Below are 16,624 nucleotides of genomic sequence, written 5' to 3' on the forward strand. Positions count from 1 at the left end.
TAAAGTTCAACTCGTCAGATATTTTTATTTAGTGATTTGCAATTTTTCTATATTTGTGTCAAAGTGATTTATTAATAATCGGGGGAACGGTGCTTCCAAAAATAATAGATCCGCTGATTTGTGAATTTTTCATTGCCAAGCATCTCCTTGCTTTATGAAAATTTTGCCAGCCGATGGCAGGATATTTGACAAGCGCACTTTTTTAATTTTTAAACTATAAGCCCATGAAAACCGTTTTGCTTTTTACGATGCTGTTGTCGGCCATTTCAGTTTTTGCCGATGACGAAAAAGTTCTGACAACCAACATAAGCAATGTTACTGTGTTTCTGAGCGGTGCTCAGGTCGAGCGCACCGGAACTATTTATCTGAATGCCGGAAATTACGATGTTGTCATTCAGGATTTGCCAATAACCATAAACCCGAATACGATTCAGGTATCTGGGAAAGGAAATATCACCGTGCTTTCTGTTGAAAACAGAATCAATTATCTGAAATCGCAGATTAAACCAAAAAATGTTCTGGTTCTCGAAGACTCGCTTGAATTGCTGCGTGGACAGATCAATTATCAGAATGCGATGCTCACCGTTTATAGCAGCGAAGAAGCCATGATTCTGGCCAATAAAGAAATTGGCGGAAACGACAATGGTGTCGATATCGCTGCATTGAAGGCCAATGCTGACTTCTATCGTGTTCGTCTGACCGATATTAAAATCAAACAACTTGAAATTGGAATCAAGCTTGCAAAACTTAATAGAGAAATTTCGCGCATACAGCTGCAACTCAATGAACTCAATGCAAAACAAAATCAACCGTCGGGCGAAATTGTTGTGCGTGTTATAGCCAATACGGCCGGAAATGCAACTTTTGTTACCCGCTACAATGTGCAGAATGCAGGTTGGGCGCCCATGTATGATATCCGCGCCACCGATTTTGGCAATCCGATCAAGCTCACTTTCAAAGCCGGAATTTACCAGAGCACTGGCGAAAACTGGGAAAAGGTGAAGCTCACATTATCAACTGCCAATCCGAATCAGAGCAACGATAAACCGGTCATGAGTCCGTGGTACCTTTACTATAACAATTATGTTGTTAAGGAAGATTTCAGAGGAAGCAGATCTGCAGTGCCGATGTCAGCTGTTGATAGCAAGGCCGAAGCTGGTGGAGCCTATGATGAGGAGAAAAATTTTGAGAGTGCAGTTGCCTACACAAGCGTGACAGAATATCCAATCAATTTTGAATATGTTATCGATCTTCCGTATAGTGTTGAAACAAGCGGAAAGGCGCGCATAGTGCAGGTGAAGGAATACGAACTGGCAGCGTTGTATCAATACTATTCGGCACCGAAACTCGACAACGATGCATTTCTGCTTGCCCGTGTAACTGGCTGGGAAAAATACAATCTTTTACCTGGTGAATCCAATGTGTTTTTTCAGGAAACCTATGTAGGCAAGTCTTATGTAAATCCGCTCACAGCGCTCGATACACTCGAGGTTTCGCTCGGTCGCGACAAATCAATTTCGATTAAACGTGAAATGGTCAAAGATTACACCAGCGATAAATTTATTGGTACATCGCGAAAAGTCACCAAAGGCTGGGAGATCACAGTACGCAACAATAAAAGCAAGGAAATTGATATTGTGATTGATGATCAGTTCCCGATTACTACCAATAAGGAAATTGAAATCGAGAAGATAGAATTCAGCGGAGGCACCGTTGACGAAAACACCGGAAAAGTCACATGGAATCTAAAACTGAAGCCGGGTGAAACGAAAAAACTCACCATCAAATACTCCGTGAAATTTCCGAAAGAACAAAACATCATCGTTTACTAATCTCCGGAAAACCACAACGACAAAGGGCTGCAATTGTTTGCAGCCCTTTGTCGTTTTAGCTGTGCAAAGTTTCAACTTTGCACATACACCCTAAAGCTCGTTTTTCTCCGCTCTGAATTCTTTCATGTATTTGAATCCGCGAACGACAAAAATCACGAAAAACACTTTCATAATTATTCCCGCTGTCATACCCGATTGAGCCGAATACATAGCTGCCAGAATGAGATCGCCAAACAGAATCAGTGTTATCAGAATCAATGCAATCATGCTGCCTTGCATAACAGCATATCCGAGGGCAATATATACAAGGCCGATGGCAACATTGATGTATCCGATGCTTTCAAGTCCGTCGATTTGAATATTTGAAATTGAAAATATCGATCCGATAATGATGTTCAGAATGCCAAGCACAATCGTCAGGTAGAACACCTGTTTTAGCTGATATTTTGGATCGCCTTGTGTGCCGGGAATGTGTCGGCCATTTATTTTCGCAGTGAGTGATGCATAAAATCCTCCTTCAAGTTTTATATCAACGTTGCGTCCGTCTGGAAGTTCAACGGCTTTTCCTGCCGAGACTTCTTCGCGGTTCATTGTTGACAGCAGAACACCGTTGAATGATACGGTCACTGTGCGAAATCCGGCTTTCCAGCTTAATCCAAGCGTTTCTTTATTTTCCCTATCCAGAAAGTAATTTTTTGACGGCATATAAATGTGTTTTGATTTGTTAATTGAAAAGCAGTTGCCGCGCCATTTCCAGCGCAGAGTCACTCATTTTTTCATCGGAGATCATGCGGGCAATTACTTCTACTCTAGCGTCTGAGTCAAGCTGGCGCAGCACGGTCTGCATTTTTTCGCCGGCATCATTTTTTTCAACATGAATGTGATCTTCGCCGCGTGCCGCAATCTGTGGCAGATGCGTAATGGCAATTACCTGATGATTCTCTGAAAGCTTTTTCAAAATGTTGCCCATCTTTGCTGCAATCAAGCCCGATACACCACTGTCAATCTCGTCAAAGATGATGGTTGGAAGCATATTGCGTTGTGCAGTCATCGATTTGACGGCCAGCATCACGCGCGACATTTCTCCGCCTGAAACCACGTTGCCGAGATCCTGCAATTTTTCTCCTTTATTGGCGGTGAACATGAACCGGATGCTGTTTGTGCCATCGGACTTGTAGGTGTCAGTATTTTCAAGAGCCGCTTCAAATAAGGCATTGGGCATACCCAGGTTGTTCAGAATTTCAAGTATGGCATCGCGGAACGCTGGTGCAGCCGATCTTCGCTTTTTATCGAGTTCAGTTGAAATTTGCAGAAGCTGTTTGTCAAGCCCGTCAAGAATTTTTTGCTCAGCTTCCAGTTTTTGCTCAAGGTTGGAATTGTCTTCGAGCTTTGCGTCGATTTCGTCTTTGATTAAAAGCAATTGTTTTATTTCCGAAACCTTGTGTTTATGCATCAACCGGCTGTATTCATCCAGACGTTCGTTTACTTTTTCGAGTCTCGCCGGATTGATTTCAGCTTTGCCGCTCATGCGATTCAGTGTGTCGGAAATATCTGAAATCTCGATCAGTGATTGATTGATGCGCCCAGCCAATTCACTCAGCTCGGGTAAATATTGCGATGCATTCTGCAAATGTTGCTCAACACGGCGCAATGCGGTTTGTACGTTATCATCGCTCTCTGATAAAATCTGTAAAGAACCAAAAACACCCTCGCCAATTTTTTCGGCGTTCATCAGCATTTTCTGTTCCTGTTCCAGCGATGCCAGTTCTTCTGCAGAAAGCGAAGCCTGATCCAACTCTTTAAAAAGAAAACCAAAATAATCAGCGTCTGACAGACGGCGTTCTATCAATTCTGTCAACTCACTTATGCGGTGCTGACAATCAATGTATTTTTTGAAATAATCTCCGTATTCGGCCAACAGCGCGCTATTTCCGCAATACGAATCGAGTGTTTGCATCTGAAAACGATTACCGGAAATCAGTAATGTTTCGTGTTGCGAATGAATATTCATGATCTGATCGCCGAGGTCTTTCAGCACTGTAAGTTGCACGGGTGTGTCATTTACAAATGCTCGAGACTTCCCTCCCGGGCTTATTTCACGGCGGATGATGAGTTCACCGTCAAAATCAATTTCGTTTTCCGAAAAGAATTTTTTAAACGCATTTGTTTCAAGAACGAAATGTCCTTCAATAATGCATTTCTGCTGCTCATTCAGCAATACGCCATGATCGGCCCTATGACCCACAAGCAATCCAATGGCTCCAAGCAGAATGGATTTTCCGGCGCCGGTTTCTCCGGTAATGACCGTGAACCCCGATGCGAAATCAACATCAAGCTGACGTATCAGTGCGTAGTTCTGTATGTGAATGGATTGAAGCATTTGAAAGAGTTGAAACAAAAATACAAATATTTCTGTTGTGAAAGGTCGAGTTCAAGATCGAGGTAGAGGTTAAGGTAAAGGTTGAGGTTAAGGATACGGTAGAACGAAATGGTTGCTCATGGTTTTATTGAGAGAATACTAAAATAATTTTTCTTTCGTTTTTGACAAATGCACTCATCAGAACTATATTTTCTGGCAGTGAAATATGAGTAATTGAAAAAATCAATTGCAATGAAAAGAAAATGGATAGTGATAATTTTTTTATTAAATGTGATTATAATATATCTGACTTGTCATTTCAACCGGGTTTGTCTGGATGGGATTGAAGGTGAGTTGTTAGGTGTTATGCGGGGAGCAGACACAAAATACTCGCCGGAATATTCTCATAAAAAATTCAATTCGATTAGGATTGGTATGACAGAGGATGAGGTGGGTGATATTCTAGGTGTGCCTATAATCAAGTGGCTTCCCTATAGGAACAACAAGTATTTCCCTGAAAAAAATGATTATGTTGGATTTCAATATAGTGAAAGTCCGTCGAGCACCCATTACAGACTTAGGCAGATTTATTTCAGCGAAGGCAGAGTTGCTGAAATAAAAAGTTATTTCTATGTGGATTGATAAATATGATTCAGGTAATTGTTTTGTTTAAAGCAAACAATCAAATCAGCCCAAATACGCATTACCTGTGCGCTCGTCACCAATGGTGGTGGCTGGGCCGTGACCGGGATACACGATGGTGTCGTCGGGCAGGGTGAGCAGCTTTGTATGAATGGATTCCATAAGCACATCGAAGTTGCCTCCGGTGAGATCGGTGCGGCCGATGCTGCCGTTGAAAAGCACATCGCCGGTGATAACCATCCGTTCAGCAGGAATATACAGGCAGATGGATCCGGGCGCGTGGCCGGGAGTGAAAAGAATTTTTATTGTGTTTTTGTCAAATGTCAGTTCCTGTCCGTCTTCGAGAAATTGATCAGGGTTCGACATTTCCATGTTGTTTATGCCGAAAAGCGAAGCAAACACAGGAGCTTCACGCAGCGTAGACAGAGCCTCACTGTGCATCAGCCATGGAATATCGAATTCTTTCTGAACAAATGCGCAGCCCAGCACATGATCGATATGTGTATGCGTGTTGATTAGCATAACCGGCTTACGCTTTCCGTCAGCGAAAAAATTCTTCAGCTGTGATTTTTCGGAATCGTTGGAGCAAGCGGCATCAACAATAATACAATCGCCATTCCCGGCTTCGAGAATGTAGTTGTTTACGCCAAAACCGTTGAAAACAAAAGTGTGTAATTGTATTGCCATTAAATTGCTTCCTGATCTTTGGATAATATCTGACACAGAAGGTCACGTGCGCGAAACAGCTGTGCTTTAACGGTGCCTAAAGGAAGATTTAATTCTTCCGCAATTTCTTCGTAGCTGTATTCTTTGTAATATCGTAATTCAACAAGCTTGCGGTAATGCGGTTTGAGCTTTTCAACCACTTCGCGCAGGGCCATGTGTTTTTGTTTTTTGATGATGGCTTCCTCCGGATCTGGATGTTCGCAGGGAATATTTTGAGCCATGCTTCCGTCTTCGTTGTTTACGCCCTGATCGATGGACGTCATAACCAGCCGTTTCTTGCGGATAAAGTCAATGCAGTTGTTGGATGCGATTTTGAAAAGCCAGGTACTGAAAGCAAAATCAGGTGTGTATTGCGGGAGATTACGAAATGCCTTTCCGAATGCTTCAATGGTGAGATCGTCGGCATCGGTTGAGTCATTGGTCATCTTAAGCATCATGAAATAAATGGCCTCGCGATAATTTTTCATCAGTTCCGTATAGGCCTTCTGGTCACCCGAATTCAACGCGCGTAATACGAGTTCATAGTCCCGTTTTGCTTTTTCGGTAAAATTCGGACTCACTTCCATGTGCCGGGTTTTCTGATGATGTTCGATAAGTATATTAGCGCATTCAGTGCCGCCATTATTGTTTCAAGAACAGGCGAAATTAATAATAATTTTTTTTCTTTCAGTTTTTTTGTTGCTCCTGAAAAAATTATCCATTGAGTTATCCACTTCAAAAGAACAATAGAAGCAACCGCGAGAATCTGATATTGAACTGCCAGTAATACTGCCGCAAGAGCGGGAAAGAGTAACAGATTCAGCTGATATAATCCAAGATAAACCTTATGTTTAAAACGATACCGGTTGCCAGTTGTCAGATGTCTTCTTTTCTGATGCCACCAGGCTGAAAAGCCGTGTTTGGGCTCCGACCATGTATAGGAATCGGAATCAATACAGATGGCGGTGTTGTTTCGTTTCGCATGCTCTGCAATAAACAGATCATCGTCGCCAGAGCTCAGATCGTAATGATTGGTGAACCCGTTGCTGTTGATGAAAAGCTCTTTTTTATATGAAAGATTGCGGCCGACACCCATATATGGGAAATGGGAAAGTGCTGCTGAGAAATATTGCAGTGCAATACGCATGGTGTCGAAGCGGATCAGCAAATTCAACAATGTCTTGCTTCGATAATATTTTCCATAGCCGGCCACGATTTCTATTCCGGAATTATGTTGTTCAACCATTTTTCTAATCCAGTATGGACCAGTTGGACGGCAGTCAGCATCGGTAAGGAGCAACAGGGAATTATTGGCTTCCTTGATTCCAACAGAAAGCGGGAATTTTTTGCCAGCGCAAACAACGACAGAGTCAGTCAGGCGAATGGTTCTTAAATTCGGATTGTGAATTTTAAAAGCACAAAGCAGATCCCAGGTGTCATCTTGTGAATGATCATCTACCACAAGTATTTCGAAATCGGGATAATCCTGATTCAGCAGAAATGGCAGGTTTTCGCGGATATTCAGATACTCGTTTTTTGCAGCAATGACTATGGAAACCGGAGGCAGTTTCTTATCATCGGTTACTTTGCGTGATGGCTTGTAAAAAGCAAAACGGCGAAAAAATATCCAATAGTAAATTAAAAAAACCAGCAGGGATAGAACCAGAGCTCCTCCCACAACGATCATCCACACAGGATGCTGATTAAATTCAAAATCGTAAAGCATTGAGGGTTCAAAAGTACAGCAAATTTTTTCCGCACAAAAAAACCGGATTGAATAGTTTTAAACAATATGCAAACCGGATTCAATTATATATACGGATGTAAAATCCATCATACAACGTATTGTAGGTCAGGGCTGGTCTTTTTGACGGACCATTCACAACGCTGCCATCGGTGATGATAAAACGTGACCCGCAAACAGAATCGGAAATAGTCAGCCCGGAGGATTCTACTACAAGCCTTTCACAATCACCATTTGGGTGATAGGGGCAGGCCCGCTCTATGGCAACAAATGACTCGTAGGAAGCGCGGTAGACGATAAGTCCCTTGTAGCCGCCTGTCAGATAAATATAGCCTCCGATTGCATTCAGGTCGTTGTAGTTTGCATTGTTAATGTCTATATATATATTTACAGGTACATACGGAATTCGGTCTTCGTCTTTTTCACACGAAGAAAAAATAAATGAAGCAATTAATACTAAAGCGACAAAATATTTCATGCCCGGATTCCGTTCATTATTTATACACCAAAGATAGTGAAAAACTTTTTCATAAATCTTTCCCATAACCGGTCAAATAGAAAAAAAAGTTGTATTTTCGCCCTTTGAAGTTCTTTCATCAGCATCTTTTCACACATGAGAATTCTGAAATATATTGTGCTAATGTTATTGTTGCTGGCTCCGGCTGCAACAATTCAATCATGTCGCACTTCGAACACCAATAACAGGGAGCGGCAGATTCAGCGCGAGAAGAAAAAGCGTTCGCGTAATGATACGGTATTGTATCAGAAAGCACTTAAGAACCACATGAAGTCGCAGACCAAGGATACCCGCAAATCTATGCGACAGGCGCTTCATTCAGCCAAGCGGAATCGTGATCACAAAAAAGAGTTCTTCGTAAAACGCTGGTTCAGAGATTGGTTCGGCTACAAACAGGAACGTAATAAAGGATAATAAATAAAAGGGCTGCTCGCAGCCCTTTCTTATTTTTGCAGGCATGGAAATCCCGTTGCTCAGTGTTCGGAACTTAACTGTTTCTTTCGGAAATGCGAAAGCGGTCAATGACGTTTCATTTAATCTCAAAAAAGGCCAGGTGTTGGGAATTGTCGGTGAGAGTGGCTCGGGAAAGTCTTTAACAGCTCTGTCGCTGATTGGTCTGCTGCCTGAAGTCAAAAACATTACAGCGGCAGGGAAGATTTTATATTCCAGAAATAATGCAATGCAAACCGATCTGGCTGCATTGAATATTAAACAACTCAATAAAATCCGCGGAAATGAAATCTCAATGATTTTTCAGGATCCGCTCAGTTCTCTTAACCCGTCCATGAAATGCGGACTGCAAGCCATCGAACCGTTGCGGTATCATTTGCGCTTGCGGAAACGTGAAGCTGCCAGACAAATACTGCAGCTGTTCGAAAAAGTAAAATTGCCCGATCCGCAAAAAATATTCGAATCTTATCCGCATCAGTTGTCGGGCGGTCAGCGACAGCGCGTGATGATTGCCATGGCCATGTCAACACATCCGCGCATTCTTGTTGCCGATGAGCCAACCACAGCACTTGACGTAACGGTGCAGAAAGAAATTATTCAACTGATCCGCGATCTGCAAAGTGAGTCCGGCACATCGGTCATTTTTATTTCGCATGACCTTGCTTTGGTTCGCACCATTGCCGATCATGTGCTGGTGATGAATAAAGGAGTTGCCGTTGAACAGGGCGAAGTGGAGAATATTTTCTCCAATCCCGCACACGATTATACAAAAGCGTTGATCGCCTGCAGGCCTAAGCTTGGAAATAACCCGGTGCGACTGCCAACAGTGAGCGATTATGTCCGGCAATCCGATGTTGACGCTTCAACGCTGCATCCCGAGCGGTTATTTAGCAATGAAGAAATTCTTAAAGTTGAAAATCTCAGTGTGCATTATGCATTGGGAAGGCGCAGCCGAAGCAGTTCCGATGCCTGGTTCCGCGCCAATGATAATATTTCTTTGTCCCTGTTTAAAGGTGAAACGCTGGGCCTTGTGGGCGAATCGGGATGCGGTAAATCGACTCTGATTCGCGCCATGCTGCAGCTGATCAAACCCACTTCGGGAAAAGTATTATTTGATGGGCTGGATCTGACACAACTTTCTGGTAACAAAATGCGACATCTGCGAACCCGCATGCAGATTGTGTTTCAGGACCCCTATTCGTCGCTTACGCCAACGCTTTCTGTTCGAGATGCGCTGCTGGAGCCGATGAAGGAACATCGCATTTTTTCAAATAAGCGTGAGCGGATAGATTATGCGGTTAATATTCTTGAAAAAACCGGACTTTCGGCCGATGATTTAAAAAAATATCCACATCAGTTCAGTGGCGGACAGCGACAGCGAATTGTGATTGCACGCGCACTCGTGCTCAAACCTGAAATAGTTTTCTGCGACGAATCGGTCTCTGCCCTCGATGTGAGTGTGCAGGCGCAGGTGCTCAATCTGTTCAACGATCTGAAAGATGAATTCGGTTTCACCTATGTTTTCATTTCGCACGATATGAACGTGGTTGGCTACATGTCCGACCGCATTATGGTTATGAACAAAGGAAAAATTGTCGAATCGGGTGCTACCCGCGAAGTCATCGAAAACCCGCAGCAGGACTACACAAAAACATTGATTGATTCTATTCCGGTGATTGAATGAAAAAGTTGTTGAATAATTATTACCCCACCAAACTCTCCTTCTTCGAAGCCCTCGGAAAGGAGTTCAGATATTGTGTAGCAGGATTAAAGTCGCGAATCGCTTATTCAGGGCGGGTTACGCGTGTGCTGACGTATCCTGAGTTGCCTGGAAGCAAAAGCATTATTTATAAAATTGCGAAATACAATCGTTGGGTACTAACTAATAATCCAAAAAAAAGATGTGACTTTGCTGTGGCGTGGCAGGACAGCACCCTGCGTGATGATTTTCCGGTTTTGATCGAACATTCAAAAAATATTCCTGTGTTGAATCTTCATTCAAACAACATCATGAAGACCTACATTGATGAATTTGTATATGAAGTGTTCGGTTTCAAAACCCGCATCAATCCTGTGTTGCACAATGGTCCTGCTGTGTTGAAAAGCGAATGGAACGCCACCCACAGCGGCGAGATTGTGCAATGTCCGGTTGAAAAAGTTGAAGAAAATTGTATTTATCAGATTGTCATCAACAATAAAACGGAAGATGGCTTTTTCGAAGACATTCGTGTACCTGTTGCTGCAGGCGGAATTCCGTTTGTGTACATTAAGCTGAAAAGTCCGGAGAGCCGGTTTGAAACGAAGGCAAACAAAGTTTTGCTAAAGCAGCCGGATGAAATTCTCAGTGCAGATGAACAGCAGAAAATTCTTGAATTTGCACGAATCATCGGACTCGATTTTGGAGAAGTGGATGTGTTGCGCAACCGCGATGATGGCCGCATTTATGTGGTTGATGTCAACAACACTCCATATGGCCCGCCGGCCAATCTGGATGAGGATGGCCGAATAACTGCGATTAAGAAGCTGTCTGCTGCTTTATGCAGTATGTTCTAGTGATTTTCGAGATATCGCAAGATTCTGAAATCGGCATAATTCCATTCACGCCAGTCTTTATCACTGATTACTGTGTGAACAGCCTCCATTCTGAGGTCAATGATTTCATCATAATTAGTAACACTATTATATCCATATATGTCTCCGGTGTATGAATGATAACGACTGCAGTTGTATGGATAATCAAAGAGGTTTCTGTTTTCATGCAGAATGTCGATGCAGTGAGGGAGCATAACCATGTAATCGTGATGAAAGTAGGCGGAATTCCTATGGCTGATGTTGTATCGCATTATCACGCGGTTCCAGTCGGGCGCTGACGAAATAGTGAGAATTATGGAAGTAAATACAAACACATTTTTTAAAAGCCAGAACATGTTTCTGCCATAATTAATTTTCATCAGTAGCGCGATAAGAGCAAAAACGGCAATTATCAGAAAAATGAATACACCAATCCTTAGCGAAGCCAGGTTGTAGTATTCGACGTAACGCAGATTACGGATAAATACGGAAGCAATCATAAAAATATTCTGAGCTACCCAAATTTTTACGAGCAATTTCAGAATTTTGTTTTTTGAATAAAAAGGAATTTTGCCGTTGAAAAACAGCAGTGCAAGAACTGCCGACAGAGCCACGCAGAAGACCAATGTCCATGTGCCTTCATGAACAAATTCGCGAAGCAGTTGTCCGTTCCATTCAAAACCAAACCAGACATGACGGAGGTCAAGATAGTTGAAAATGAGAATCAGGAAATTCAGAGCAAACATTAGAAAAACGCCGGTCCTGAACCATTTCATAAACCCTTTGAATGAACTTTTAAACAGAATATTTCCTTTTTTTCTGATGAGGTTTATTCCAGGATGATTGGTAATATTCAGTTTCTCTGCAATGTCTGTTCTGATAAGTAATGCTGCTGCGATGATCAACCCCATTAAAACATATATTAATATATCGGCATTTTCGAAATTGAAAAGTGTGTTGAAAATATCAGAAACAAAAGAGGAAACTTTTCCGACCAGTTTTGAAAAATAATTATTGGACGCAGAATACAGTGAAATAAAAAGCCAGATAACCAGTAATGAAGCCACTGTAAGCCACACTCCCGGCCATTTTTGGAAGATGGTTGGTTTTCTGATTTTTGTGATTGCAAGAAATCCTTTTGACAAAGACGGAAAAATATTCAACGGTGTAATAAGCGACAAGAGATGTATCCGGGCGGCTGCCGGCCATAATTGCATGGCCATGAACTGAAGAAAAAGAAATATGTTTATTGTGATTGCGTAAGCGGTGTGTGTGATCAGGACGGAAACAACAGAGATCAGCAACAACAGCTGAAAGAGATACCATACATGATTACGCTTCGTTGATTTGCGAAATAAAAAACAGCTCATCAAGGCCATTATGGCTTCAAAAACAACAAGATTGAGTCCCAGTCCGGCTCTGTAAAACAATATTGTGAATGCAGCTGCAGACAAAACGATAATCAGAATTTTGACAATGTGTCGGCTCATAAAATCAAATTTGCTTAGATGAACGAATTTGCATTTGAAAATTTCAAATACAATATCTTTGATTTACAGACGTTTTTGGTTGTTTGATCTCACAGTATTTTTTTGTATATTTGTTAGGAACAATTATTTTTTAATCATTAAAAATTTACATCATGGGATTAGATGACCTTTTAAAATCCGTAACCGGTGGCGAAGGCAATTCGCAGGGTGGCGGTCTGATGGACTCAATTATGGGCCTCGTTGGCGGAAACAATAAAGGATTGGGTGGGCTGGTTGAAAAATTCACCTCCGGCGGGCTGGGCGATATTGTTGGCTCGTGGGTCGGTAAAGGCGAAAACAAACCTGTTTCGGCCGATCAGATCAGCAGTGTGCTTGGTGATGGTAAAATCGCAGAGATTGCAAAAAAAGCAGGTATTGATCCGAAAACGGCATCTTCAAAAATATCGGAAATTCTGCCTCAGGTGGTAGATAAACTTACACCAAACGGAAAAGTTGATAAAGACGATAATTCAGGTTTTGATCTGAGCGCCTTGACAGGATTGTTCAAATAAGATAACATCTTTGAGCAACTAAAAAGCACGGATGATTTGTCCGTGCTTTTTTAGTTATAGTTTTGTTTTCGCGCGAGAACAAACATTAGTTCAGCTTCGATGCTACAAAAGCTCTCAGCTGATCACCGCGCAGATTCTTTGCAATGATTTTAAAATCACCATCGAGCACAAACATAGCTGGAATGGAGCCAACTCCATAGAGTTTCGCAGCTTCGCTCTGCCAGTATTTCAGATCGCTCACATGATGCCAGATCAGCTTGTCGTCGGCGATGGCTTTGATCCAGGCTGCTTTATCCTTGTCGAGAGATACTCCGAAAATTTCGAGACCTTTAGCATGATAATCTGCATAAAGACTGGTCATGTTGGGGTTTTCCATGCGGCATGGACGGCACCATGATGCCCAGAAATCAATAATAATTACTTTTCCTTGTACATCATATAAGCTCATCGTGTCGCCCTCTGGTTTGGGGAGTTTGATTTCGGGAGCATTCGAGCCAACGGCAGTAATTTTATTTGAGTTCACTTTGCTATGGAGGCCCACAACAGCCGGATTGTATTTGTACTTTTCATATACAGCTGAATCAACTGCGGCATACAATTCATAGTATTGATCAATATTCAAACGTTCAACAAAAAACATATTCACCAGATCGCCCTTGTTGGCTGAAACTACATTGAAAAGCAAGGTGTTTTTTTGGAGATCAAGTTGGTTGTAACGGTCTTCAACTTCTTTTTTTCGAACGGCATCAGTTGGACTTAATGTGCCATACACAGTGTTCAGACTGTCCTGACTTATTGCAATTTTGGAAAGCTGAGATTCGGTGTTATATATCCGCTTTGTTTGTTCGGATCCTTCAACTTCAGGGTTGCTCCCAAGTGCTTCAGGATTGAGTTTTAGGGATATTTTATCGCCAGGTTTAATAATAATGGCGACATAGTTTTTCTGCGTGAATTGTAGCTTGAAAATATCTTCGCGCTCACAATCGAATTCCATCGAAAATTTTCCATCTTTGATATCCGCGCTTAACGAAAAAGAAGCAGGTGTAAGAAAATTTTCCAGGGTTATGGTTGTTGCTGTTGTCGCAGCGGTAAAAGATCCGCTGATTTTCGTTTTAACCTGAGCATTGACAGAAAAAACGAAGAAGAGAATTAAAAATAGTCCGGCAAAAGATTTCATGCTTGGCAATTTAAAATGTAAATATACTAAAACGATATAACCAGATCCATCGGAAGGTCATGATGATCGGTTGGTATTTCAGCGGCGACCTGCTCCGCAAAACATACGCCAACTTTTAGCGCCTTAGTTTTACGGAGAAATTTATCATAGTACCCCTTTCCTCTGCCCATGCGGTTTCCGAAAGAGTCGAAAGCGACTCCGGGAACAATAATGACATTTATCATGTCAGTCTGTCTGTATTCTAAACCTTGTGGCTCTTCTACACCGAGAATTGGTTCTTTAATCAGATTGCCGTCGAAGACTACCGGAATGATGTCGGGTCCAACCATTCGCGGAAGCAACATGATTTTTTTATTCATCCATTTTTTGCAGAATTCATGTGTAATGACTTCGTCGGGCAAACTCCAGTAGCACATCACAATCCCCGCATCGATGAACCATGGCTGTTTTTCGATGTATTCAAAAATCAGTTTTGATTTAGAAATCTTTTCTTCATCACTCAAAGTGGCTTTCACAGCCCGCATCTGACGACGAAGCGCTTTCTTGGCTTCCATTACTAAGCTTTTTTCCTCATTTACCATCACTCATTATTTATTGATAACACGCTGCCGGATTCGTTTCTCGATCTCTATATCAATTATTTTGTAGAGTTGAAACTGATGAACAAGTAAAATCTCATCTTCCTCACTGTTTTTTTCCTGAAGCTTACGTCTGATTGCGTCCATTTCACGCATAAGCATCAGATGTTTGAATTCCAGAATGGTGCTGTCAACTTCGCTGATTAGAATGCTATTGTCGTTTTCGGCGTGTTGAATATAAATACCGTGTTTTTTCTCCCAGTTGGGGCTGAGTGAATAAACACTATTCATAATATCGGCAGCAGAGTTGGTCAGGTTTGGGTCAAGCATGTTCAGAACCCGGCTTGTATTGCTCACTCCATCGGTCTGTGTCTGAACTTTGCAGATATCATAAATACGCATGAGCTTTGGAATGGTCAGCTTCATGGAATCATCTTCAAGCTCTTCAAAAATATATCGGGCAACAGTTTTTTCAACAATTTCAGTAATCTTCAGGTCTGGGTCTTCTACCTGAAAACGCAGGGTTTTATCACCGAAAAGAAGGATCATTCGTAAAATGTTTTTTTCCGATTCTTCCTGACGGTCTGTTCCTGAAATGGGTTGTTGCCTTTCAGGAGCTTCTTCTTCAATTTCTAAGTTGTTTAATAGCTGCTTGTTTACACGTTGTTCCTTGTTGGTTAGAATGTAGTTCAATTCTCCAACTAAATCTTTTGTTTCAACACTTAATATTGTAGAACATCTATCAACTAATTCTTGTCGTGCAAAACTATTCGGTATTTGAGAAATGCTTTGAACAATATCTTTTCTTACACTAGCTCTTTTTAAAGGATCATTTCCAGCTTCAGAAAACAAGATTTCAGCTTTAAACTCTATGAATGATTTTTTGTTGTTTGCCAGAAAATCCATCAGCGCTTTGGCGGAATATTTTCGTGAATACGAATCCGGATCTTCCTTATCAGGGAACAAAATCACACGCACATCCAGCCCTTCGGCCAGCAGCATGTCGATAGCGCGGAAAGAGGCCTTGATGCCAGCCAGATCACCATCGTATAAAATACACACATTGGTGGAATAGCGGCGTATCATGCGGATCTGTTCGCCGGTGAGGCTGGTCCCGCTAGATGCCACCACATTGTTTATACCCGCCGAAACCATGGCAATCACATCCATGTAGCCTTCCACCAGATAGCACTCATTCTGGCTGATGATGCTGTTTTTGGCTAAATGAATACCGTAAAGGACATTGCTTTTGTGATATATCGGCGTCTCCGGCGAATTGACATATTTGGCAATCTTTGCATCGGAGCGCAGGGTGCGGCCTCCGAATGCGATCACTCGTCCGCTGATGCTGAAAATCGGGAAGATAATGCGATCTCTGAAGCGGTCGCTGCCGCTTTCACCGCTGATGAGCCCGTTTTTAGCCAGTGTTTCTTTGTCAAAACCTTCGCTGCGTGCATGATCAGCAAAGGCAGTGTAGGACTGAGGCGAATAGCCGAGTCCGAATTTTTTTATAACAGCATCGCTCAGACCACGTTCATGAAAATAGCTTAATCCGACCGACATTCCCTCTTTGGTTTCCCAAAGCTGTTTTTCGAACCATTTATGTGCAAATTCATGAACGAAATAAGCCTGATCTTCTTCGGTCTTTTTTTCTTTGTAATCGTCGTCAACTTCTTCCTCAACGATCTCAACTCCGAATTTGCCAGCGAGCTTGCGAAGTGCTTCGGGATAGGTGTAATGCTCGTATTCCATCAGAAAATTCACCGCATTGCCAGCTTTGCCGCATCCAAAACATTTGAAGATATTGAGGGAAGGCGAAACGTTGAACGAGGGCGTTTTCTCATTATGGAACGGACATAATCCGATCAGGTTGGAGCCGCGCTTTTTGAGCGACAGGTATTCTCCAACCACGTCTTCGATGCGCACGGCATCCATAATGCGTAATATATCTTCGCGACGAATCATGATGTGATTACAAAAATATGATTAATTTCGGGTACATAAAAAT

General features: G+C 42.2%; 16 protein-coding genes. 6 read left to right on the top strand and 10 right to left on the bottom strand.

The genetic code is table 11. From position 1 onward, the window contains the following. Positions 1-224 precede the first annotated feature (224 nt). Complete coding sequence (locus A2W93_05055) at positions 225-1,832, top strand: hypothetical protein (protein OFY56246.1); 1,608 nt, start codon at positions 225-227, stop codon at positions 1,830-1,832. Between the two features lie 90 nt (positions 1,833-1,922). On the opposite strand, the gene A2W93_05060 is transcribed toward A2W93_05055, so the two are convergent. Then, entirely contained in the window at positions 1,923-2,537 is a 615-nt protein-coding gene (locus A2W93_05060; protein OFY56247.1) for a hypothetical protein, read from the bottom strand. Positions 2,538-2,556: 19 nt separating this feature from the next. Next, positions 2,557-4,212: a DNA repair protein RecN gene (locus A2W93_05065; protein ID OFY56248.1), complete on the bottom strand. Its 1,656-nt coding sequence runs from the start codon at positions 4,210-4,212 to the stop codon at positions 2,557-2,559. A 213-nt stretch (positions 4,213-4,425) separates the two neighbouring features. On the opposite strand from A2W93_05065, the gene A2W93_05070 reads away from it, so the two are divergent. Then, complete coding sequence (locus A2W93_05070) at positions 4,426-4,833, top strand: hypothetical protein (GenBank protein ID OFY56249.1); 408 nt, start codon at positions 4,426-4,428, stop codon at positions 4,831-4,833. A gap of 45 nt (positions 4,834-4,878) precedes the next feature. On the opposite strand, the gene A2W93_05075 is transcribed toward A2W93_05070, so the two are convergent. From A2W93_05075 to A2W93_05090, 4 genes are all read right to left on the bottom strand, one after another. Then, positions 4,879-5,520 (bottom strand): hypothetical protein, encoded by a 642-nt coding sequence (locus tag A2W93_05075; protein ID OFY56250.1) that lies wholly within the window; start codon positions 5,518-5,520, stop codon positions 4,879-4,881. Further along, the gene (locus A2W93_05080; protein OFY56251.1) at positions 5,520-6,125 is read right to left on the bottom strand and encodes an RNA polymerase subunit sigma-24; all 606 of its coding nucleotides are present in this window, start codon (positions 6,123-6,125) and stop codon (positions 5,520-5,522) included. Before A2W93_05080 ends, A2W93_05075 begins: the two co-directional genes overlap by 1 nt. Continuing rightward, entirely contained in the window at positions 6,116-7,225 is a 1,110-nt protein-coding gene (locus tag A2W93_05085) for a hypothetical protein (protein ID OFY56327.1), read from the bottom strand. The genes A2W93_05080 and A2W93_05085 overlap by 10 nt, the downstream gene beginning before the upstream one ends. A gap of 118 nt (positions 7,226-7,343) precedes the next feature. Beyond that, complete coding sequence (locus tag A2W93_05090; protein OFY56328.1) at positions 7,344-7,733, bottom strand: hypothetical protein; 390 nt, start codon at positions 7,731-7,733, stop codon at positions 7,344-7,346. 162 nt (positions 7,734-7,895) lie between these two features. On the opposite strand from A2W93_05090, the gene A2W93_05095 reads away from it, so the two are divergent. Genes A2W93_05095 through A2W93_05105 form a run of 3 tightly spaced genes read left to right on the top strand, consistent with a single transcriptional unit; the run spans position 7,896 to position 10,802 of the window. Beyond that, the gene (locus A2W93_05095; GenBank protein OFY56252.1) at positions 7,896-8,213 is read left to right on the top strand and encodes a hypothetical protein; all 318 of its coding nucleotides are present in this window, start codon (positions 7,896-7,898) and stop codon (positions 8,211-8,213) included. 43 nt (positions 8,214-8,256) lie between these two features. Continuing rightward, positions 8,257-9,933 carry an ABC transporter ATP-binding protein gene (locus A2W93_05100; GenBank protein OFY56253.1) on the top strand — a complete coding sequence of 559 codons (1,677 nt, stop codon included), beginning with the start codon at positions 8,257-8,259 and terminating at the stop codon, positions 9,931-9,933. Next, positions 9,930-10,802 (top strand): hypothetical protein, encoded by an 873-nt coding sequence (locus tag A2W93_05105; protein OFY56254.1) that lies wholly within the window; start codon positions 9,930-9,932, stop codon positions 10,800-10,802. The genes A2W93_05100 and A2W93_05105 overlap by 4 nt, the downstream gene beginning before the upstream one ends. Here A2W93_05105 and A2W93_05110 read toward each other — a convergent pair. After that, complete coding sequence (locus A2W93_05110) at positions 10,799-12,310, bottom strand: hypothetical protein (protein OFY56255.1); 1,512 nt, start codon at positions 12,308-12,310, stop codon at positions 10,799-10,801. The two genes, A2W93_05105 and A2W93_05110, sit on opposite strands and share 4 nt — an antisense overlap. Before the next feature lie 152 nt (positions 12,311-12,462). Between A2W93_05110 and A2W93_05115 the strand changes: the two genes are divergently transcribed. After that, on the top strand, positions 12,463-12,861 hold the full coding sequence (locus A2W93_05115; GenBank protein OFY56256.1) for a hypothetical protein: 399 nt from the start codon (positions 12,463-12,465) through the stop codon (positions 12,859-12,861). Positions 12,862-12,946: 85 nt separating this feature from the next. Here A2W93_05115 and A2W93_05120 read toward each other — a convergent pair whose 3' ends face one another. The 3 genes from A2W93_05120 to A2W93_05130 are packed head-to-tail and all read right to left on the bottom strand — an operon-like array spanning position 12,947 to position 16,581. Further along, positions 12,947-14,038, bottom strand: a complete 1,092-nt coding sequence (locus A2W93_05120; GenBank protein OFY56257.1) for a hypothetical protein — start codon at positions 14,036-14,038, stop codon at positions 12,947-12,949. A gap of 26 nt (positions 14,039-14,064) precedes the next feature. Continuing rightward, a complete protein-coding gene (locus tag A2W93_05125) occupies positions 14,065-14,592 on the bottom strand; it encodes a 5-formyltetrahydrofolate cyclo-ligase (GenBank protein OFY56329.1) in 528 nt (175 codons plus the stop codon). A 33-nt stretch (positions 14,593-14,625) separates the two neighbouring features. Next, entirely contained in the window at positions 14,626-16,581 is a 1,956-nt protein-coding gene (locus A2W93_05130; protein ID OFY56258.1) for a DNA primase, read from the bottom strand. Positions 16,582-16,624: the final 43 nt, after the last annotated feature.

It is taken from the genome of Bacteroidetes bacterium GWF2_43_63 (assembly GCA_001769275.1).
Taxonomy (GTDB): domain Bacteria; phylum Bacteroidota; class Bacteroidia; order Bacteroidales; family DTU049; genus GWF2-43-63.

Bases quoted from the DNA above. Each gene is read 5' to 3' on its own strand.
- A2W93_05055 (OFY56246.1), top strand. From the start codon at position 225: ATGAAAACCGTTTTGCTTTTTACGATGCTGTTGTCGGCCATTTCAGTT.
- A2W93_05060 (OFY56247.1), bottom strand. From the start codon at position 2,537: ATGCCGTCAAAAAATTACTTTCTGGATAGGGAAAATAAAGAAACGCTT.
- A2W93_05065 (OFY56248.1), bottom strand. From the start codon at position 4,212: ATGCTTCAATCCATTCACATACAGAACTACGCACTGATACGTCAGCTT.
- A2W93_05075 (OFY56250.1), bottom strand. From the start codon at position 5,520: ATGGCAATACAATTACACACTTTTGTTTTCAACGGTTTTGGCGTAAAC.
- A2W93_05080 (OFY56251.1), bottom strand. From the start codon at position 6,125: ATGGAAGTGAGTCCGAATTTTACCGAAAAAGCAAAACGGGACTATGAA.
- A2W93_05085 (OFY56327.1), bottom strand. From the start codon at position 7,225: ATGATCGTTGTGGGAGGAGCTCTGGTTCTATCCCTGCTGGTTTTTTTA.
- A2W93_05095 (OFY56252.1), top strand. From the start codon at position 7,896: ATGAGAATTCTGAAATATATTGTGCTAATGTTATTGTTGCTGGCTCCG.
- A2W93_05100 (OFY56253.1), top strand. From the start codon at position 8,257: ATGGAAATCCCGTTGCTCAGTGTTCGGAACTTAACTGTTTCTTTCGGA.
- A2W93_05105 (OFY56254.1), top strand. From the start codon at position 9,930: ATGAAAAAGTTGTTGAATAATTATTACCCCACCAAACTCTCCTTCTTC.
- A2W93_05110 (OFY56255.1), bottom strand. From the start codon at position 12,310: ATGAGCCGACACATTGTCAAAATTCTGATTATCGTTTTGTCTGCAGCT.
- A2W93_05115 (OFY56256.1), top strand. From the start codon at position 12,463: ATGGGATTAGATGACCTTTTAAAATCCGTAACCGGTGGCGAAGGCAAT.
- A2W93_05120 (OFY56257.1), bottom strand. From the start codon at position 14,038: ATGAAATCTTTTGCCGGACTATTTTTAATTCTCTTCTTCGTTTTTTCT.
- A2W93_05125 (OFY56329.1), bottom strand. From the start codon at position 14,592: ATGGAAGCCAAGAAAGCGCTTCGTCGTCAGATGCGGGCTGTGAAAGCC.
- A2W93_05130 (OFY56258.1), bottom strand. From the start codon at position 16,581: ATGATTCGTCGCGAAGATATATTACGCATTATGGATGCCGTGCGCATC.